This window comes from Thermogymnomonas acidicola (genome assembly GCF_014646795.1).
In the GTDB taxonomy this organism is placed as follows: domain Archaea; phylum Thermoplasmatota; class Thermoplasmata; order Thermoplasmatales; family Thermoplasmataceae; genus Thermogymnomonas; species Thermogymnomonas acidicola.
The window spans coordinates 402,786-422,962 of record NZ_BMNY01000001.1; the positions used below are offsets into that span (position 1 = coordinate 402,786).

General features: G+C 54.4%; 16 protein-coding genes. 7 read left to right on the top strand and 9 right to left on the bottom strand.

From position 1 onward, the window contains the following. Window positions 1–169: 169 nt before the first annotated feature. The 3 genes from IEW66_RS02030 to IEW66_RS02040 are packed head-to-tail and all read right to left on the bottom strand — an operon-like array spanning window position 170 to window position 2,203. Window positions 170–1,078 carry a 2-hydroxyacid dehydrogenase gene (locus IEW66_RS02030; protein WP_188679862.1) on the bottom strand — a complete coding sequence of 303 codons (909 nt, stop codon included), beginning with the start codon at window positions 1,076–1,078 and terminating at the stop codon, window positions 170–172. Between the two features lie 2 nt (window positions 1,079–1,080). Beyond that, window positions 1,081–1,692 (bottom strand): rhodanese-like domain-containing protein, encoded by a 612-nt coding sequence (locus IEW66_RS02035; RefSeq protein ID WP_188679863.1) that lies wholly within the window; start codon window positions 1,690–1,692, stop codon window positions 1,081–1,083. 58 nt (window positions 1,693–1,750) lie between these two features. Then, the gene (locus tag IEW66_RS02040) at window positions 1,751–2,203 is read right to left on the bottom strand and encodes an Lrp/AsnC family transcriptional regulator (protein WP_075057076.1); all 453 of its coding nucleotides are present in this window, start codon (window positions 2,201–2,203) and stop codon (window positions 1,751–1,753) included. Window positions 2,204–2,377: 174 nt separating this feature from the next. Between IEW66_RS02040 and IEW66_RS02045 the strand changes: the two genes are divergently transcribed. From IEW66_RS02045 to IEW66_RS02055, 3 genes are read left to right on the top strand one after another with little or no spacing between them, the layout of a single operon-like run. Next, window positions 2,378–3,832 (top strand): APC family permease, encoded by a 1,455-nt coding sequence (locus IEW66_RS02045; protein ID WP_188679865.1) that lies wholly within the window; start codon window positions 2,378–2,380, stop codon window positions 3,830–3,832. Between the two features lie 10 nt (window positions 3,833–3,842). After that, a complete protein-coding gene (locus IEW66_RS02050) occupies window positions 3,843–5,201 on the top strand; it encodes an aspartate aminotransferase family protein (protein ID WP_188679867.1) in 1,359 nt (452 codons plus the stop codon). Continuing rightward, window positions 5,201–6,238 (top strand): iron-containing alcohol dehydrogenase, encoded by a 1,038-nt coding sequence (locus IEW66_RS02055; RefSeq protein WP_188679869.1) that lies wholly within the window; start codon window positions 5,201–5,203, stop codon window positions 6,236–6,238. The genes IEW66_RS02050 and IEW66_RS02055 overlap by 1 nt, the downstream gene beginning before the upstream one ends. A 134-nt stretch (window positions 6,239–6,372) precedes the next feature. Here IEW66_RS02055 and IEW66_RS02060 read toward each other — a convergent pair whose 3' ends face one another. The 4 genes from IEW66_RS02060 to IEW66_RS02075 all read right to left on the bottom strand — a co-directional run bounded on the left by IEW66_RS02060 (window position 6,373) and on the right by IEW66_RS02075 (window position 10,460). After that, a complete protein-coding gene (locus IEW66_RS02060; protein ID WP_188679872.1) occupies window positions 6,373–8,205 on the bottom strand; it encodes a glycoside hydrolase family 31 protein in 1,833 nt (610 codons plus the stop codon). A gap of 45 nt (window positions 8,206–8,250) precedes the next feature. Next, entirely contained in the window at window positions 8,251–9,024 is a 774-nt protein-coding gene (locus tag IEW66_RS02065; RefSeq protein ID WP_188679874.1) for an ABC transporter permease, read from the bottom strand. A gap of 4 nt (window positions 9,025–9,028) precedes the next feature. Then, window positions 9,029–10,030 (bottom strand): ATP-binding cassette domain-containing protein, encoded by a 1,002-nt coding sequence (locus IEW66_RS02070; protein WP_188679876.1) that lies wholly within the window; start codon window positions 10,028–10,030, stop codon window positions 9,029–9,031. Between the two features lie 163 nt (window positions 10,031–10,193). Then, on the bottom strand, window positions 10,194–10,460 hold the full coding sequence (locus IEW66_RS02075; protein WP_229657438.1) for a hypothetical protein: 267 nt from the start codon (window positions 10,458–10,460) through the stop codon (window positions 10,194–10,196). Between the two features lie 100 nt (window positions 10,461–10,560). Here IEW66_RS02075 and IEW66_RS02080 point away from each other — a divergent pair, with 100 nt between their 5' ends. The 4 genes from IEW66_RS02080 (at window position 10,561) to IEW66_RS08725 (ending at window position 13,355) form a co-directional block, all read left to right on the top strand. Continuing rightward, entirely contained in the window at window positions 10,561–11,445 is an 885-nt protein-coding gene (locus IEW66_RS02080) for a mechanosensitive ion channel family protein (RefSeq protein WP_188679880.1), read from the top strand. 395 nt (window positions 11,446–11,840) lie between these two features. Beyond that, a complete protein-coding gene (locus tag IEW66_RS02085) occupies window positions 11,841–12,005 on the top strand; it encodes a hypothetical protein (protein WP_188679882.1) in 165 nt (54 codons plus the stop codon). A gap of 235 nt (window positions 12,006–12,240) precedes the next feature. Continuing rightward, window positions 12,241–13,236, top strand: a complete 996-nt coding sequence (locus IEW66_RS02090; RefSeq protein ID WP_188679884.1) for a hypothetical protein — start codon at window positions 12,241–12,243, stop codon at window positions 13,234–13,236. Continuing rightward, window positions 13,233–13,355 carry a hypothetical protein gene (locus IEW66_RS08725; RefSeq protein ID WP_306789754.1) on the top strand — a complete coding sequence of 41 codons (123 nt, stop codon included), beginning with the start codon at window positions 13,233–13,235 and terminating at the stop codon, window positions 13,353–13,355. The genes IEW66_RS02090 and IEW66_RS08725 overlap by 4 nt, the downstream gene beginning before the upstream one ends. A gap of 545 nt (window positions 13,356–13,900) precedes the next feature. Here IEW66_RS08725 and IEW66_RS02095 read toward each other — a convergent pair. Together IEW66_RS02095 and IEW66_RS02100 are read right to left on the bottom strand one after the other, a co-directional pair. Next, entirely contained in the window at window positions 13,901–17,011 is a 3,111-nt protein-coding gene (locus IEW66_RS02095; protein WP_188679886.1) for an SNF2-related protein, read from the bottom strand. After that, window positions 17,004–20,072, bottom strand: a complete 3,069-nt coding sequence (locus tag IEW66_RS02100; RefSeq protein ID WP_188679888.1) for an Eco57I restriction-modification methylase domain-containing protein — start codon at window positions 20,070–20,072, stop codon at window positions 17,004–17,006. The genes IEW66_RS02095 and IEW66_RS02100 overlap by 8 nt, the downstream gene beginning before the upstream one ends. Between the last annotated feature and the right edge of the window lie 105 nt (window positions 20,073–20,177).

The following is a 20,177-nucleotide window of genomic DNA, read 5'->3' on the forward strand; positions in this document are numbered from 1 at the left end:
TCACGTGCCCTACAACAGGCATATGCAACCAACCCAGGGCCCAGCCCAGGTCGCATCTCATGCCACACAGCCAGGGCTGCGCAGTGGCCCCTGTCTTGAAGCTGTACATGGCATCCTGCACCCCAAGGGAGAATTTAGCCCCGGAGACGCCACATGGAGCAAGGCAGCCTCAGACGTAGTCCTCTCTCCTCACAACGTTCCTGGGGGCATTGCCCTGCATGAAGTCCCTGACGTTCTCGCACGCCCTCAGTATCGCCAGGCGGAAGACATCGCTCACAGTGTCGTCCCCGCCCGCCGACGGGTTCGGGCCCCCAGCGACGTGTGGTGTCAGCACGGCGTTGTCAGGGATCGGCACCTCTATCCTGGGCTCGTTCCACCAGACATCGCTGAGGTAATACTTCTCCCTATTCCTCTCAAGGAAAGAGAGCATTGAATCCCGGTCAACCACGTCAGCCCTGGCTATATTCACTATGATGGTGCCCCTGAAGGCACCAAGGACAGCACCGCCTATGCACCCCCTGGTCTCCTTGGTCAGGGGCAGGCATATGACCATTATGTCGCTCTGCCTGGCTGCATCCTCTATCGAGTCCACCTGGAGGTCGCAGTTCTTGTCCTCTATCTTCCTCCTGGAATACCCTATGACCTTCATGCCCAGGGCCTTGGCCACCCTTGCCACCTGGGCGCCTATGCCACCGTACCCTATCACAGAGATGGTCTTGCCATAAAGGAAGCCCACCGGCTCCTGCCTGAACTCACCGGCGTGCGTCCTGCTGTTGAAGTAGCACACCTTCCTGGTGATGTGGAATATGAGCGCAAATACCTGTTCGGCCACGGATTCGGAGTAGGCACCGGCGTTGCTGCACACAAGCACATTCTCCGGTATCCTCGTGAAGTCGATGTGGTTCACGCCTGCGTATACGCACTGTAACATCTTCGTGTTCCTGCCCAGTACGAATTCACGCCCGAATATCTGTACCTCTGCCTCGGGGTCAGGGCCCATCACCAGGCCATCCCCCACGATCCTGCGGCACTCCTCGAAGGTATTCCTGTCAACCCTGATGTTGAGGGAGACCTTCATCTTCAGTCCTCTGGGAACTCGTAAGGCAGGTCCTCGGCTATCCAGCGCTCCATGCCCCCGGCTATGGACACAGCCCTGATCCCGTTGTCGGCCAGGAAGAGTGCTGCTGAGAGGCTCCTGTTCCCGTGCTGGCAGACAACAGCGTATTTCTTGTTCCTGTCCAGCCTACCGAGAGCATCAGGCAGGTCGTTCATGGGTATCCTGAGCGCCTTTGGTATCACACCGTAGTTCCACTCGTACGGCTCCCTGACATCTATGACCTCCCACTCGTCCAAGTTCTCCATGATCCTTTCCGGCTCCACTTCCTGGACACCAGACACTGGCAGGCCGCTCCTCTTCCACTCCTCCACTCCCTCAATGACGGCAAGGACCTGGAATCCGTTCTCCTCAAGTTCCTTCCTGACCTTCTCACCCAGGCCCTTTCCTGCAACCACGAGGACATTCTTGGGGTAGTCCCTGAGGTACCTTGAAATGCTCCTTCCCCATGAATAGGGAGAATAGGGTGCACAGAGGGACCCGGGTATGTGCTCGTTCAGGAACTGCTCTGTCTCCCTGGCATCTATGAGGCCGACCTCCCCGCTCTGCAGCTTCTCCCACGCTTCCTTCAGTTCCACGTAACAGTATTCCCATATGCCGTTAAAACTTTATCAGGGTCTCCACAGGCGCACCCGGTCAGAAGATGTCGAGGCTGTGGGTGGACTTGAACTCCTGCAGCACGACCCTTGAGTCGGTCCTCTCGATATCCTCGTTCTCGGAGAGTCTCTCTATCCTCTGCAGGAAGTCCTCCCTGTTCCTGCTCACCGTGGTGAAAATGAAGTCTATGTCTCCAAGGATGAAGTATACGGAAGACACGCCGGGCATATCCCTGAGCCAGTTCCCGATCCTGTTGTTGTAGTCCTTCCCGTACCTCGCCCTCACGAACGTCACGGTCTTGAAGCTGAAGCCAAGCCTCTCGTAGTCTATGACTGCCCTGAAGCCCTTTATGTAGCCCTCCTCCTTGAGCCTCTTGATCCTCTTGCTTATGGCAGAGGCAGAGAAGAGGCCCACCCTCTTCGCTATTTCCGTAAGCGGCAGGTCAGCGTCTTCCTCCAGGACCCTGAGTATCCTGTAGTCGAACACGTCCATGGCTCAACATAGTCACCATGGTTTATAAATTGTGTGACACCACATGCCACCACTACCCTTCTCACGGGAAATTTATTTCCCAAAGAAACGATTCATGGAAATAAAATTCCAGTGGTGGGTACAATAATATAATCATAACAATATTATTATACAGATTGATGTTTGTTCATGTGGATGGAAGGCAATACAGGTGAAACGACCTCCCTGAGGAAGGGCGCCATAGGCACATGGCAGGGCGTATTCCAGAGCTTTTCGTTCGTTGGGCCAGCTGCGGACGTGGCCATACTCCTGATAGGCACCTTTGCCTTTGCAGGCGCCTCCTCAGCCCTCTCTGTCCTCCTCGCCTGGCTCATATACGGCCTCTGGATGATCACACCGTACCAGTTCTCCAAGTTCAAGGCCAACGCGGGCAGCTATTACTCATACGCAGCGGGCTCCACAAAGAAGGGAATGCTTGGGCCCCCGGCGCTGGTTTCATGGATGGGTGAAAACCTCACAGGCCAGAGCTTCGGCATACTGGGCTTCGCCTCCTTCATATACCTCCTCTCCTCCAGGATATCCTCCATACCTTACATATGGGTGGCGTTTTCAGTTGCCATAACCCTCTACATGTTCATACTGCCGTACCTGGGGATAAGGCCATCTCTTAACTACGTTGCAGTAACCGGGTTCGCGGAGGCCATGTTCCTGCTCCTTGGCTCCATCATCATAATCGTGAGGGTGGGGCACGCGAACACGCTGGTGCCCTTCACCATACCTGCGGGCGCACTCTCCGCAGTCCTCTTCGGCACGGTCTTCTCCATACTCGACTTCACAGGCCTGGGCACAGTAACCACCACGTCTGAGGAGATTAGGGACCCGAAGAAGCGCGTCAGGCGCTCACTCATAATAGCGTGGGCCCTCTCCGGCCTTGCGCTCATACCGGCTGCATATGCACTTACCGTGGGCTGGGGCATCGGGAACATATCCTCATACGCCAGCTCCCCCGACCCCGGCCTGCTGGTGTTCAGGAAGTACCTGGGCGTCGCTGGCTTCATACTCCTAATAATATTCACTGCTAACTCCTACTTCTCCTATGGTGTTGCGAAGACCAACGCCGTGAGCAGGATATGGTTCTCTGCTGCAAGGGACGGTGTGGTGTTTCCAAAGGGCCTCTCAAGGGTGCACAGGAGGTACCGGACGCCTTCAAACGCAATGCTCGTCTGGCTCACCGCATCCTTCGTAATAGACATGATACTGGGCTCGATATTCGGCCCGGAGAACGGTGCTTTGATACTCCTCACCACAGCCGGAATAGCGATCATATTCGTCCACATATACGCCAACACCGGCCTCTCGCTCTATTACCGCTCCCTGAGAAGGGAGGACAGAAGCCTGCTCTACCAGGTCGTGGCCCCAACCGTGTCCTCCGTGCTCGGCATAGTGGTGATATTCTACTCCGTGCAGTCCACTGTTCAGAGCTACACTTCATCGCCCAGCGCAATAAACCTGGCCTACCTGGTTGCAACTGTGGTCGCCCTTGTACTGGGCGCAGTCATTGGCCCCGCGGTTTCACTCTACTACTCAAGGAGCAAGCCGGCCGTGCTGGAGAGGGCCGGGGAGTATGATGCTGAATCTTCCTACACATGAGGTGGTCTGAATGGTTGAATCGATAAGCATGATGGAGGCCCCCAGGATCGTTACGGAGGTCCCGGGGCCGAGGTCCAGGGAGATGCTGGAGAAGCAGGACAAGTACGAGACGGCGTCGAGAACCTACACCAGGTTCTTCAGGATGGCCGTGGACAGGGCCTCCGGGTCCACGGTCATGGATGTGGACGGGAACATCTTCATAGACTGGTTCGCTGGCATCTGCGTCCTCAACCTCGGCCACAACCACCCTGTCGTGAGGGCTGCCATTGAAAGGCAGCTGGACAGGCTGGTGCACATAAACGAGGTCCCCACGGAGGCAAGGGTCAGGTTCATGGAGACCCTACTCTCAACCCTGCCGGGGTCGCTGAGGAACAGGGCCAAGGTGATGTTCACGGTGACAGGCGCGGACGCCTGCGAGGCTGCTGTCAGCCTTGCGAGGCATGTCTCAAAGGGCAGGACGATTGTGGCATTTGGCGGTGCCTACCACGGTGTGGCGGGGCACATCGTCGGCGCAACTGCGAACTGGCACTACAGGGAATATGCAGGCCTCAGCGCGCAGGACATCTACCACCTCCCATACCCTTACACTTATAGATTCCCTGTACGCATGGCAGAGGAAGATGTCTCGAAGGCTGTCGTCGACATGCTCAGATACCTGATAAGGGACCCGTACTCAGGGGCAGGGAAGATAGGCGGGGTGCTCGTGGAGCCCGTGCAGGGGGAGGGTGGTTACATAGTGCCACCGAAGGACTTCCTGCCCATGCTCAGGGAGGTAACAGAGGAGGAAGGGATACCGCTCATCGTCGACGAGGTGCAGAGCGGCGTCGGAAGGACAGGGAAAATATGGGCCTCGGAGCACAGCTCGGTCACACCGGACATAATGTGCATCTCGAAGAGCATAGGCGGAGGCATCCCCACGTCCATGATAGCCTACCGCCCGGAGTATGACGAGGGCCTGCCTCCGGGGTTCCACCTGGGCACATACAGGGGAAACCCGCTGGCCCTGGCCGCTGGCGAGGCAATACTCAGCTACCTGAAGTCCTCGGACCTGCTCCCGAGGGTCCAGAGGGATGGTAGGAAGATCCTGGAGATGTTCCAGGAGGCCACGGAGCGGAATCCGAAGCTCGGGGAAGTCAGGGGCCTGGGCTTCATGATTGGCGTTGAGTTCGCGGGCAAGGACAAGAGGCCAGAGGGCGAGTACGTGGAGAGACTGAAGCACGCACTCTTCCAGAACGGGCTTATGATGCACTCCTGTGGCCACTACGGGAACGTGATGCGCTTCATGGCGCCACTCACCATCGAGGACGAGCTTGTGGAGAAGGGTATGGAGGTATTCGAGAGGGAGAGCAGGAAACTGGCTGGTAAGTGATGCAGGGCCTCATATCCTTCAGGACAAGTGTCCTAGCAGGCATCGGCACAGTAGCGGAGACCGGGAAGAGGCTGTCTGAGATGGGCTGCAGGTCCTGCGCCATCGTCTCCGGCGAAAGGACGATGGGTATCGCAGGCTCCAAGGTGGCGCAGTCACTGGAAAGGGAAGGAGTAGCAACAGAGGTGATCTCAGGGGACATAAGGGCCACGCTGGGGGAAGCCAGGGAGCTTGAGGCCAGGGTCAGGAGCCTCATGCCTGACACCCTGGTGGCCGTTGGCGGCGGCAGGATATGTGACCTGGGCAAGTGGGTTGCCCACAGGCTGGGCACAAGGCTGGTGGCCGTGCCAACCACACTGTCCAGCGATGCCTTCTCCACAGGTTACTCCGTGCTCTGGGACGGCGAGAGGAACACGCCGGTGAGGACAAAGCCGCCAGACGTGATAGTGGGCGATTACGACATCCTTATCCATGAGCCGAAGAGGTTCGTCCTTGCCGGCCTCGGTGACATGATGTCCAAGGTGACCGCGCTCTTTGACTGGCGCCTGGCATTCTGGCTCGCGGGAGAAAGGTACAGCGATTACGGGGCGAACATAGCCAGGTCGACGGTTGACCTCCTCACCAGGAGGCTTGAGAACATCGCAAAGATGAACTACAACGGGATTGAGACACTCTTCCTCTCCGAGGTCACCGACGGATACCTGATGGAGATATCTGGCACAACAAGGGTGGCAGCAGGGAGCGAGCACCTCTTCGCCTTTGCGCTTGAGAACATGGGTGCGGAGGGAATGCACGGGGAGTTCTGCGCTCTCGGCACCGTCCTCATGTCTTACCTGCAGGACCCAGGAAGGGATGTGCGTTCCCTCTTCGAGAGGGCTGGCATGCAGGTCACCGCAGAGGCCCTGGGCATAAAGAAGGAGCAGGTGGTTGGTGCGCTGACAAGGGCCCACAGGATGCGCCCATGGTACACAATAATGGGCCGGGACGGCCTGTCCGAGGGGGCAGCAGAGAGGCTGGCGAGGTACACGAGGGTTATATAGGCACGCAGTCTGCTGCCACGTCCGCCATCGCTGATACCTACATGATGAACTGGCTGCCCTGCAGGGCCGGGATGGTCTACGGTACTGGCATGGCGGCGATCCATAAGTCACCGGAGCACGGTGAGAAGCACCGCTCAGCGCCTTGGACCCATGAGGCCCTTCAGGCCATCCTGCACGGGAGACCTCAGGAAAACGGGGTTGTCGCTGTGGCTCTCAACCCAGCGGCCACCTGAGAGCTCCCTCCCCGTGCCCACCTCGATCCATGTCCCATCGGGCAGGTAAACATCCCTGGAGGCCTTCCCCCCCTCCATTATGGGCGCATGCAGGAGGTGGGCCCCAAGGATCGCCTCGTCCTCGACCAGGTAGCACTCCCTGTCCCCCGGGTACTCGAGGAAGAGGGGCCGGAGCATCGGGAGGCCAGTGGACACACTCTCCTCCATGACGCCCCTCATGTATTCGAAAGCCTTGTACCTGGTCTCTATTGCAAGCCTCACCCTCTCCCTGTACGGTTCTGGCAGGTTGAAAGGCTCGTGGTCCCTCGAGTCCCTTACCTTGTGTATCCTCATGAAAGGGAAGAACGTAGCTGCCTGGTAGTACCTGACCAGGAGCTCCGCGGAGGTGTCGCCCATGAACCCACCTATGTCACAGCCGGAGTACGGTATCCCGGAGAGGCCAAGGCTCAGCACCAGGCGGAACTGAAGACGGAGGTCATCCCAGGAGGCCTCGTTGTCACCCGTCCATACGGCTGCGAACCTCTGGATCCCTGAGAACCCGGAGCGGGTCAGTATGAATGGCTCATCGCTCACCTTTCTGAGGCCCTCGTAGGTGGCCATGGCCTGGTAGTAAGCATAGTAATTGTGCACGTACCTGTGCTGAACGCGTTCCCCTCCGTACCTGTGGAAGGACTCGCTCATCTCCCTCTCCTTCTCCTCCCTCCTCTCCGGCTCAATGTGCACTGCTGGCTCGTTCATGTCAAGCCATATGCCCCCGTAACCGGAGGAGGCGAACTCGGACACGAGATGGGACCATATCCCCCTGGCCTCACTGTCAAGGAAGTCGGGGAACGCGCAGGTGCCGGGCCACACCTTCCCCGTGAATATGTCCCCGTTCTTCGCCTCCATGTAGTGCCCCAGTAGGGCCCTGAAGACCCTGAAGTTCTGGTCCACCTTAACGCCTGGGTCTATTATCGGCACAACCCTCACGCCCCTCTCCCTGAGGGCATTCACCATGCCTGGCATGTCCGGGAACCTGGTCTGATCGACGGTGAATACCCTGTAGCCTTCCATGTAGTCAATGTCCAGGTACACCGCCGAGACTGGCATGCCCGCCTCCGCGTACCTGTCGATCACCCTCATCACGCTCCTGTCCGGATAATATGACCACCTCGACACCTGGTGGCCCAGGGCCCAGGAGGGCAGCCTGAACGGCTTTCCAGTCACGGTGGTGTAGTCCTCGATCAGGGTCTTTGGATCCCTCTCTGAGAAAGTGTATATGTCGAAGTGCCCCTCATCCACATATATGGTGGCCATGTTGTAGACGGAACGCCCCAGGTCGAAGGTCATCCTGGAGCCAGAGTTGACAAAGAGCCCCTTCCATTGGCGTTCCCCACCTTCCACCGCGTGCATGCCGATGAAAGGCACCGCGGTGTACTGGATCCTCCCGCTCCTGTTGTAGCCCCAGGAATCGTATGTCCAGACGGTGTGTGCGCTCCTGAGCCTGTTGAGGTGCCCAAAGGACTCGCCGAGCCCGAATATCCAGTCTATGTCATCCATCGGGAACGAGATCTGCACTCCACCTTCCCCTGCGGGCACGACACTGAGGCCCCTGATCGGCTTATCCTCCTCAAGGGAAGAGTAGGGCAGGCCATCGCCGTACTGGAGGTACCTTGAGCCCTGGCCCACCCTGAACTTCCTCACATCGCCCTTGTACGAAACAGGCCGGCCTGAGCGGGAGACGCCCTTCTGCATGGCGGCAGTTAGGGATCATCCGGTTAAATGCTTTTGCACATGCACTCACTCCACCTTGAGCCACTTTCTGGCCGCCAGTGAACCCAGGCTCAGTGTCAGGGCAGCGAATATGGCCAGGTACGCCAGGTACATCAGGTTCGGGTCGGTCCCGGTCGTGACTATGCTGCGGCCAAGGGAGGCGGAGAAGGTCACCGGGTTCACCATAGAGATGTCCCTCATCCATACAGGGAAGCCCGTGGATGGAAATAGCGCCGTGCTCGAGAACATGAGTGGCATGGTGATGAAGTTCGAGATAACCCCGGGTGTCTGCCAGTCTGTGCTGGACACGGTCATGCCAAGGAAGAGGCCGGAAAACCCCAGGCCCAGGAGGAAGAGTGCCAGGATCCACTCAACCCACCCTGCAGGCGGTATGTGGAACCTCACACCGAAGGCTATGGATGCAGCCACCATTACAGGTATCTGCACCAGGCCCCTCATTGTGGCACCGAAGACCTTGGAGAGGAACACGGTCGACTTTGTTGTGGGCGTTATCAGGATCCTCTTCATGTAACCGAAGCGCTTGTCCTGCACTGAGCTCATGGATGCGAACATGCCTATGCTGAGCATGGAAGTGGACAGCACGCCAGGCAGCAGGAACTCTATGTATGACGTGGTGTGGAAGTACTCCTCCAGGAACTGGGATGGCGCAAGTGCCAGGCTGCTGCCGAAGAAGGCAAGCCAGATGAACGGCTGCGCTATTGTGGTAGCTATCACCAGCGGGTTCCTGTAGATCCTCTTCACCTCCCTCACGAAGAGGCCCTGGAACTGGCTGAAGCTCAAGCCATCACCTCCTTGCCCTCCTTATGTTTGCATAGAACTTCCTGATGTCCACACTCTCCTCTTCCTCAATGGTCTTGCCCGTTATCTTCAGGAAGGCGCTCTCCAGGCTCGGCTCGTGTATTGAGATCCTCCTTATGTTTGAGGCGCCTATGCTCTCTATCACCGCCGGCAGTATGTCAGATGAGCTTGGCACCGAGATCAGGATCTTGCTGCCCTCCCTCCTCACCTCCCTTATGCCCTCCAGGCCATCCAGGCCGTCCAGGGTGGCCTGGTTCCTCATCTCCACCTCGATCACCTCGCCCTCGACTGTTGCCTTCAGCTCAGCCGGCGTCCCAACGGCAGCGATCTTCCCGTGGTTGATGATTGCAATCCTGTCGCAGAGCTGGTCAGCCTCCTCTATGTAGTGTGTTGTGAGCAGTACGGTCACGCCGTACTCCCTGTTCGTGTTCCTGATGAAGTCCCATAGCATCCTCCTCGTGCCGGGGTCAAGGCCTATGGTGGGCTCGTCCATGAAGATCACCGCTGGCCTGTGCAGCAGCGCAAGCGCTATTTCGAGCTTCTTTCTCATGCCCGTGGAAAAGCCCTTCACCTTACTGTCCGCCCTGTCCCTGAGGCCGAAGAAGGTGAGCAGTTCCTCAGCGTACCCCCTCCAGTCACTCATGTTCTGCAGCTTCGCCTGGAGCCACAGGTTCTCCATGGCCGTGAGGTCGTCGTCCAGTATCACCTCCGCCGCCACCCAGCCCACCCGTCTCTTCACCTCGTAAGGCTGCCTGGTCACACTGTAACCGGCAACAAAGGCCTCTCCAGACGTCGGCGGCACAAGGGCTGTCAGTATCTTGATCAGCGTCGTCTTGCCGGCGCCGTTTGGTCCCAGGAGGCCGAATATCTCACCTGACCTGATCTCAAGGCTGACGCTGTCAAGAGCGCGAACATCCCCGTAGCTCTTGGAGACGGACCTGACAGATATGGTGCTTGTGCCCTCCTCAGGCTGGTTGACCGTGATCATTTGGATCGAAAACAGATATCTATTTTCGATATAAATACTTGATTGGAAACCGGGCACCGAAGGCCCTGGAAGAAGACTACGGGAGACCCAGGTTACCTGTAAAAAGTTTAATCCCTAAACTCTAATAAAAAAACAGGGTGGAAGTATCAGGAAGAGGCCTGTGTTATATCTCCTGGAGGTCTGACAGTAGGGCCTTCTTGAGGGCCTCTATGGGCACAGTCTGTCCCTTCTGGCTCACCTTTGGCGCACTCTGCTTCACCCAGCCGTACCTGGCCAGTTCCACCTCGAACTCTGCAGCGTGAGACCTCTTGAGGTGTGAGACCCTCTCCCTCTTCTTGACCGACATCCCGCAGTACTTGCACCTGTAGATCCCGGCGTTGTGGCGGCCTCCCACGTAAAATATAGTCCATCTCAAATGATATCTGACCATGTCAGACAAAATGAACAACAATGAATATATTAATTTTTCAAAGCACTTTTCACGACAATGTGAAGTTAAGTATTTAAGTGGTGAGACGTTGAGGAAATGAATGCCAAGCCTAGCAAGAGAGGTATCAAAGATCATTGTTTACGCAGTTATAGCAGTTGCACTCGTTTACGTGATTGACTTTGTACTTGCAGAGCTCTCCGCAGAGATACCGGTGATACACACCTACCATGTGTACATAAGGGACGCCACAGTAATCGCGATAGCGCTGATCGTGGCATACCTCGTGTCGTCAGTAATCAACAAGGGCATATCCAGCTACACCTCCAAGCGGAACGTGAGGAGGAGCCTGAGGGGCATACACATCTTCATCAGGACCATAATATTTGTGATCGCACTCATATGGGCACTATCAGCTATAGGCGTTAACATCTCGGCTGCAATACTCGGTGGCTCCATCGGCGGTATAGTGGTGGGCTTTGCACTCCAGACCGTGCTTGAGAACCTCCTCTCTGGGGTCATGGCCTCCTCGTCTGGCGTGATAGTCCCTGGTCAGTACATGATACTCTACTCCTGGCTCTTCGAGGGGCCCATAGTGGGGCAGGTACTTGAGGTCAGGACGCTCTGGAGCACACTTAAAACCATCTACGGGAACATAATAAGCGTGCCGAACAGTGCCCTGATCGGCAGCGCCACCTTCACTGACATAAATGTGGGTGGGGAGTTCATATACCAGCTGCAGGTGACAGTGAACGGGGACGTGAACAGCGAGACGGTACTGGAGAAGGTGAACCAGGAACTATCGGCGAGGAAGATAAACTCACTCAGCTCGCTCCAGATATACTTCTCATCAAAGAACGGCGGAAACAACACGTTCACCGTGGAGCTCCACATGACAGACTTCTCCAGCCTGCCGGGCGTTATAAGCGAGATAAACAGGGTTTTTGAGAGGGCCTACTGGGAAGTGAAGGCACCGCCGAAGCAGTAAGTCATTCGGGGCAGGTGAAGTTCCGGCCAGGGTATCTGGCTTGGGCCTTAGGTTCACAGTCCGCCACTGGCGGGACTCGAAAGTGGTGCATGCTATGGATCCCCGCGAATGCCCCTAAAGGACGGCTATGTCCCCTCAGGGCTCCAGTGATGCAGATCACGCTACACCGTTCTGCGTGGTGCCCATTGATAGCGGGATGGCAATACATTTAAGGAATCGAATGTGTCAATGCCAGATATCCGGATCCGTGTCGGAATGGGCCTCTCACTTGATGTGAACAAGTCCCATCATCCAGGCACCTGCCAGTTACAATGGCCCCTCTCGCCCTTGTGCCGGAAGAATGGGGCTGCCCGGATTCCATATGATTTGACTGAATCTTTGCGGGGGGTTTTTGCATGAGTCCCGGACCTAGCGAACGAAAAATACCTAAGGGGTTCTTCAGAAGCTGCAAGAGGTACCAAATTCCAGAGAGAGTAGCCAGGGAGATCGCAGAGGCATTTATGGCAGAGCGGGACCGTTACCCCAGAACATACGGCGAAGTGCTGGAGGTGGTGGAGTGATGGAAGATTTCCATATAGAGTCCATCAGGATTATTCATGAAATGTTCCACGAATCAAGTGTGCTTGGTGAACGGCCATTACATACCATTTTGGAATTTCGCTATATAGTGAAATTATTTTGGGGGTCGCTTAAAAACATCGTATTATTCTTTTCTAATTTAATTAAATATTTACCATATTTAATTCGCTCTCAGAAAAACCTCCCCCTCCATGTATCAGGAAGGAGGGGAGGGACATGAAGGGATCCGGAAGGGTGGGAAGGCCCAGGGCAGGTGAGAAAGGCGTCCCGAGGTCCGTGATAAGCGACCGAGAGATAGAGCAGTTCCTGAAAGAACACCCTGAAATAAATGCTAGTGAGATATTCAGGACAGGGGTTCGCGCAATAATGCCCTCACTGGGCCTCGATAGCAGGATAGAAAAGGTGCAGAAGGAGATTGACGACCTGAGAGCAGACCTGGCATCGAAGGAAGCTGTCCTAAACCAGCTCCTGAGGGAAAAGGAACAGAGAGAGGCAATGGCCTTCGAGCAGAGGCTGGAGGCTGACTGCCACGCGTTCTACCTTCATTCTCTCATCAAAGAAGGCCGGATAAAGACGATACTACCATTGAAACCTACCAGGGAGGGAATATTAGACCTCATGGTAAGGAACTATGGGAAGGACTCCGTGATCGTAAGCGGGGACTCCATACGGCTTAATCCGCTTGGGGAGCACGTGAGGTCTCACGTCATAGACGTAAGGGTGTTCCTTCGATCCCGCGGTATAGACGTGGACAGGGCATACAATATCGTGATCCGGGAGGACCACTTCAGTGAGCAGCTGGAGCTTTCGTCCCATGATGAGTTCTCCAGGGCATTCAAGGTGACCATAGGTGAATGGGAGCGGTTCAAGGCCGATTTCCTCGCCGGGCTGCTCCGGGATGCTCCCATGGAGGTTCTCAAGGACTACAAGCCGCAACTGTGGGCATCCATCAAGGAATCCGTCAAGGAGAAGCTTCGGGAGTTGTATGCGGGAGAACTAGGAGATCTCGCTGTTGGCATCGCTGGAAGTTCCCAGTTCGTTGGAGCAACAACCTATCCGGGATACAATTTCAGCTCCATCCAGGGAATAGTTGATTTTCTAGGCAACCTGGAGAATACCCAGTACGGGAGAGCTGTATATCTGATTGCGGGCATGCTGGCTATAGTGTTTTACATATCGGGTATCAGCAGAAGGAAGGCCAGGAGGAAATGAGCAGGAAGGAAAGAGAAAGAACAGAGCGGAGGATAGAGGACAGCAAAAGGGAGAGAATTCTGGCAGCGATCAGAATGGAATATGGGAGAAAATACAAGCTCACCCCGGGAGCCATGTGATTTTATTTTTAAATGAAGGCATTATAAAAATGATGGTGGACGCCTACTCACCTGTCTGTCACTAAAATTTGAATTTTAGTTTCATCACTAAATACGATACTTTAATAACAAATGTGCATTTGTTTTCTGATACAAAAATGACACTCGCCTTCGGGTATGTCAGGGCATCGACCCTTGAGGGGGTCAGGCAGGGATCCAACGAGAGGCAGAAGGAGATCTATTATGCCTGTAACGGTGAGACTGGACGGGAGGGCAACTGCCATTGGTATAAAAGATGCAAGCAACGTCGACCAGGACACCTCTCCATCATTACTCGCTGAACACTCTATTGAGTTGTTCACGTATCTACCAAGAGCAAATGCGATATATACCTTTCGACACAGAGACCGGGATATCAAAGGATGTTGTTCCAATCTCCACATCTGTATAAGATGTGAGCGGGAGGGCCGATAAGAACTATGTAAAAAGTCAAAGTGGTGGTCCTCTTTTGTTCTTAGAGAAGTTAGGGGTGCGGGGAGACCCCGATGCTTTAGCAGAGGAGTAGCTCACCGCTTTTCCAGCCAGCACCAGCATACCCTTTTCAAGTCCACGTCCGGCTCCTCCTCCCTCTCCCCTTCTTCCGAACCATCAACCAGTATTTCCCTCGCCTTCTCCAGAAGATTTCCCTCCCTTAGCGCATTATAAAGCGTATCCACAACGCTCTTCTTGGACCTCATCCTGTTGAACCTTCCTGAGAGTTCTATCCCCTCATCACCGGCCCTCCTCAGTGCATCCAAGACCTCACTTTCCCTCTTCGTCAATTTTCTGACAGTTCCGACAGTTAGTTTCTGTCTATGGCTCCTTCTTATTTCCTCAGCCACCTCACGCTTCATCCCAACAAACCATTTCATTAGTTTGGAATAATCTATGGTTTCCCCCTTGGTGTCGTGCTCCCCTGATAACAGTGTGTCTATAATCTCGTTGGGGTTTTCTACGGTCTCATTTTCCCCGTCAAAGAACTTCAGCCTCCAGTAAAAGTCGTCCCCGTTCCTGAAGAGTATGAATATTCCGTTCCGGCTGTGCCTCTTGTACGCCCCTATGCCGTAAGGGATCTTCTTGAGCCAGTCCTCTCCTCTCTCCTTTATTATCTTTGCAAGCTGGTCCATGGGATCCCTGGTGAACTGCTCCATCCTCTCCCTGAGCTCCTCAAGAACCCTACGGTCTCCTGCCGCTATCTTCTCAACATCGGCGAAGTTCTTAGGCGAGATCTCCTCCCCCAATACGGATGCGTCCAGGCCCACGGTGCGCTTTATTTCCCCTATTTTGTAATGCAGCTTCTCCATGACCTTGAGGAAGTAAGCAAGGCTCCTGGGGTCATCCCGGTCTCCGTTGGCGGGCAGCATGTTGATGATGTAGATCGCACGGTGAGGGGAGCCTATCCTGTCTATCCTGCCTGCTCTCTGTATCAAAACCACGGGGTTCCAAGGGAAGTCGTAGTTCACAAGGTACTGGGCGTTCTGCAGGTTCTGGCTCTCGCTGAGCACGTCCGTGGTTATCAGGTATCCCCCATTCTTCATGAACTCCTTTATCACATCCTTGCGGTTTCTGGTTTCTCGCCCGTTGGGGCCGATGCTTATGGAACCCGTAGTGAGCATGACTCTCTTGAACACCCTGGAGGTCTCCCTGTAGAGGTACGTTGCTGTGTCTGCAAACTCCGTGAATATGATCACCCCGTTGTTTCCGCTGAGGTCTATCTGCTTCAGCCTGTTAATCAGGCCAGAAAGCTTTGCATCCTTTACCTGTATCAGCCCCTTTATCTGCCCTATGGTCTCGAGGTCTCTGTCGCACCCTTCCCTGAATTTCTTCACTTCATCCTGTGACAGCCTGCACTTCTGGGCGATGGAAGAGTACTTCCCCGAGAATACCTCCTCGGGCACTGGGAACACCCATTCCCCGTCATCGCCCTCCGAATTCGTGATGTCCCCCTTCATCCTTGGCGGCACGAAGTACCCATGCTGGGCAGCGTAGTCCCTGGCGGCCCTGATGTAGTTCTCCAGGTTTCCAATGGTTTTCCTGAAGGCTTCCATGCTGCTCTCCAGCCTCTTGAAGAAGTTTATTATCACGACGGTCTTGACCAGCTCCAGCAGCTTCGCCTTCTTCTCCTCGGCAACGTAGTCTTTTATCTTCGTGCCGTCGGGGAGAGTGAGGTCTGAGGCAAGCTTCTCTATGGCGAATCCGTAGTAGATAAAAGAAAGCGAGTTAAGCAGGTTGGAAAGCCTCTCCAAGTCCACGGGCACATCGTACCTGTCCCCTGGATCATCATCCAGCTTCCTCTCGGGGAAATTAATCTTCCCGCCGCTCATGTAGCCCGCCAGGTCCCTCGAAACCCTCACAACGAACCTCCTGAGTATGTTGTCCATGTCCACTTCAATCCCTTGGAGCCACTTCTTCTGCTGCTCCGTGAAATAGCCCCTCAGGGTCACGTTCATGTCGGAGATTGCATCCTCTGGCAGGAAAAGGGAGAACAGGCTGTAGAGGTCCATTAGGCTGTTGTTAACGGGGGTGGCAGTGAGGAGAACCACTTCCCTCTTACCAGATGCCATGAATTCCTGAAGCGCTTTGTACCGGTTGGATGAAGGCGTCCTGAAGTCGTGCGCTTCATCTATTATTATAAAGTCCCTGTCCTGATAATCCCTCAGGGCCGTATCGGGGTTGCTGGAAATGAGTTCGGTGTTTATGCTGTCCATGTGGAAGTGGGTCTTGTTCATCTCATCGTGCCAGGTGGTGTCCAGGGCGGTCTTGGGGGCTATGAGAAGCGGGCTCTTCCCGTACTTCACCGCATCCATGGCAAGGCTTATGGCCACCCTCGTTTTCCCCAGGCCCGTTGAATCCGCTATCACCACTCCCCCGTAGTCCTGGAGGATGCTCCTTGCCCTTGTGTATGAAAGAACCTGGTGCGGATAGAGGGATTTCAGGTAGTCCTCCCTGCCCATCTGGCTGAGCTGGGGTGAGTACACCTCGTACAGTGCCTTGGCTACCACCTCGTAGGGGCTGTGGGTCGTGACGTAGTTCTTCAGCAGTTCCAGAAACTTATCCTTGAAGTTCCGTGAATTCCCGTCGTTCCATTGCTCCATGAACCATTCTGACAGTTCCTCCACCACCTCCCTGTCAGTGGTCAGCATGTTCAGTTCCTTGTTACCTGCGAGCCCTCCGCCGGTGAAGTTGCTCGAACCAACGGACGCGAACCCGCTTCTTATGTCAGAAAAGGAGGGTGATGCACCCAGGTACGCCTTCCCGTGGAAGAACCTCCCGTTGACTATCTTCACCTCCACCTTATTGCCGGAGAAGTAGTCCACCGCCTCCTTCAGCAATTGAAAGTATCCTATGTCGTCCTCGTTCTGCATGAGTTCAGAGCTCAGCATCCCCGACTGCTCCCTCTCCAGTTCCTCCTCGTACTTCTCCAAATTGCTTACCATCTCCTCCTCGAACTTCAGCCCCTCTGTTGGCTCCCTTCCCAGGAGAAGCTTCAGGGGTTTCCCCTTAAGGGCATCCTTTACCTGTCTATAGCCCTCGAGGTTGAAGTACGCGGACGCTACCGCCACTTCCCTGGCATCCCTTATCTCTGCTGACAGGAGATGACCGAACTTCTCCTTCTGGTTATCTATTATCTTAGTCATCTTCCTCGCTCTCCTCTTCGCTTTCCTCCTCTTTACCTTCGTTTGCTTCCTCCCTCTTCAGGGGCCTGTCCGCTTTAACAAGGCGGTCATCAACCAGCTCCACGAATTCCTTGTAGAGTTGATCAACTGGAAAGTCATCTATGGACAACATATGTAATATTGCGAGGTCTATCCTTCTTCTGTCTTCCAACGTCACTTCCTCGAAATATCTTCCAACGTTTCTGGACAGAGGCACATGAAACGACGTCAAATCCATATTTTCTAAATTAGGTACAGATATCTGTTCATAATCGGCTACCATTATTTCACCAACACCTCCACCTCCACCCAATCTTCGCAAAAACAATTCCATGGTCACGTAAAACAATGTGGAATTAAGGTAAAGTTCAATGTTTTTAACCTTTGACTGTAAGGTATAAAGGGTATGATCGCATATAACCGGCTCATCTGAGAATGGAACAAAGAACCGGTCCATCACATACATCGGTAATATTATATTAGATGGTTTCAGGTCGTTTAGCTGATACCATTTCTTTCTGCCAGAAATAGATGGAACGTTATTGTACCCAATAACGGGCTTATCTTTCCCTCTAATTATTACAGGTTGATTCTCCCCCCATTTTATGTATTTAGAAGTGAAGGTGCCCGGGTCATCTGTGTAAAGACATAATTTAGATAAACCGGTTATATGGAAGCTGTTGAGTTCTTTTGTGCTCCTTATTAAGGGCTTTACGTCCTTTGCATCTATCACGAATCTCTCTCCACCTTCATTCTCAATATAAATCAGCCCCTGCTCCCTCAGCTCCTTCTCGTTTCTGGCCTTCACGCCCCACTCCTCGAACTTCTTCGGGTTTGCAAGGTAATCCGCCTCGTATAAGTGCGACACGTCCTTCATGTAGAAGAAGTCGTTGGCGCCCGTTGTGAAACCACGTTTTATCTCTGCGAAGTCCCCGAGCTTGTGCGTGAGCTTTGGATATATCTTCTCCATGAACATCTTCGGTGCCCTCAGGTAGAACCACTTCCCCGGCTTCAGGTCGCTCCTCTTCATGGAAACTGCATTCCGCACAACGTTCCCAGAATAGCTTTCAAGGTAGATGAACTCCACAGGTTCCTCCAGCATCTCGTTTGTGAAGACAGATACCACCGTATTCACGTCAGCGCCGAACGACCTCTCCCTCTGCCCGTAGACTGCTATGAGCCGTTTACTGAGATATTTCTGCAGCGACTCCCCGTACCCCGTTTCGAGCCACTTGTCGGATGAGATCACGGAAACAACTCCCCTCGGTGCCAGCAGGTCCACGGCACGCACGAAGAAATAGGCATACACATCCGACTTTCTGTCAAGGTTGTACGTCTTAGCATATTGCTCCTTCCTGTCTTTTGGTATGGATTCCTGCCTCACATAGGGAGGGTTCATTATGACTATATTCGCCTTCCTCCCAATCAGGTAAACCTCCAGGGACGATGCGGTGGGCCCGAATACTTGCTTCCCAAGCTCAAAGAACTTCTGTTTTAGTTCCATCTTTTCTGCTGGCGTGTGTGCGCCGGTGTATCTGTCCTTTACACTTCTCATCTTATCCAGGAGGTCAAAGTTCTCAAGCGTTTCAGTACCCTTCATCAGGGAGTCCTGGACCACCATAATGTTCAGGTCAAGGTTGGGGAGAGGAACGGGTTTCTCCTTGTTTATCACGTACGACAGCCAGACCCTGAGCCTCGCTATCTCCACCGCCTCGGTCTCAATGTCGAACCCGTAGAGATTGGCCATTATCTTGTATTTCAGTTCATCTGGCTGCGAAGGCTGGAGCCCAACGGCAGCCTCAGCTTCCTGTATTATCCTCACGGCCTCGTCCATGTAGTAGACTATGAACCCTCCCGACCCAACTGCCGGGTCCACTACGACGGCGTCTAGGATCGCATCCTTGAACTGGGTCATCTCCATCATGTTTCCGGTTTCCTTCAATCTCCCGATATACGCATCGATCCCGTCCATGAACTTCCCGTCCTGTACCTTGTCCCCCGTCTCAAATCCCCCGACCTTGAGCTTGAGGTAGTTTGCCAGGGCCCTCCTGATTATGAACCTTATTTCCGAGGGTGGAGTGTAGAAGGTCCCCTTGCTCCCCCTCTCGTTCTCTGGAAGCATATTCTCGAAAACGGTACCAAGCAGGTACGGGTCTATACCCACCTCCCGTTCCAGCGGAGTGAATTCGTCAACGGTGAAGTTATACCTATTGAAGAATTCCCTTGCTTCCCTGAAGAACTCTGTGATCTCCGCTTCCATCTTCTTCTCGAGTTCGCCAACGTACTCTTCTTTATCGAAGAGTGAGCCGTTCAGGAATGGGAGGTTCATGGTGTTCCTGGGGTTGTTTAAACCTTCATAGAACACCCTGTTCAGTCCCTTGTAGTCTTCTATCCCACTGATGAAATCCCTGTCACCGGCGAGCCATCCCTTCTTCTGCAGGAAGTACAAGAACATCAACCTCCCAAGGAACCTCTGTGCGTACTCGTTGGCCCTCCTCTCCCCCAGGAGCCCCTTTAGCATCCCGGAAAGTTTGAGGAACTTTGACCTGTACTCCTGGAAAAATTCATACCTAACCTTCCCGTATGGGAGAAACTCCTCGTTGTATTCCCTGTACAGCTCAGCCTTGGTGCTCAGGTATCTCATTGAGCTGAGCGCCTCCATATCTGTGTGGTAGAGCCTGTGTGACAGGTACAGCATCTTCACCAGACTTTCTGACCCCTCACCCTCCGGTGCAATGGCCAGGTAGGAGTCCTTGCCGTCAGTGTGTACCATGATGGGCCTCCGCCCTGTCCCAACCCATTTCCTTGCCATCTGGACGCACCTGCCCCTGCTCAGGCCGGAACTGACTTTCACTACCACTATCTCCAGCAGCCCGTTCTCGAAGAGTGACCATATCCCTTCAACAGAAAGCCCCCGTGGAATGAACCCTCGCTCTTTTATACTCTCCACGTCATATTCCCGAGGATTTATCCCGTAACCCAACTCCCTGAATTTCTCCTTCCAGAATGCAAGGTCAAATTTCATTCCCCTGGAATCCTGCATGAAAGTTAAACGTGCGAGGGAGATAAAAGCATTTGCCCAGGCCGTAGGCGTTCACGGCCGCCTCCATCCCGGAGAAACCAACAACCTCGCTGATTGAAAGTCGTG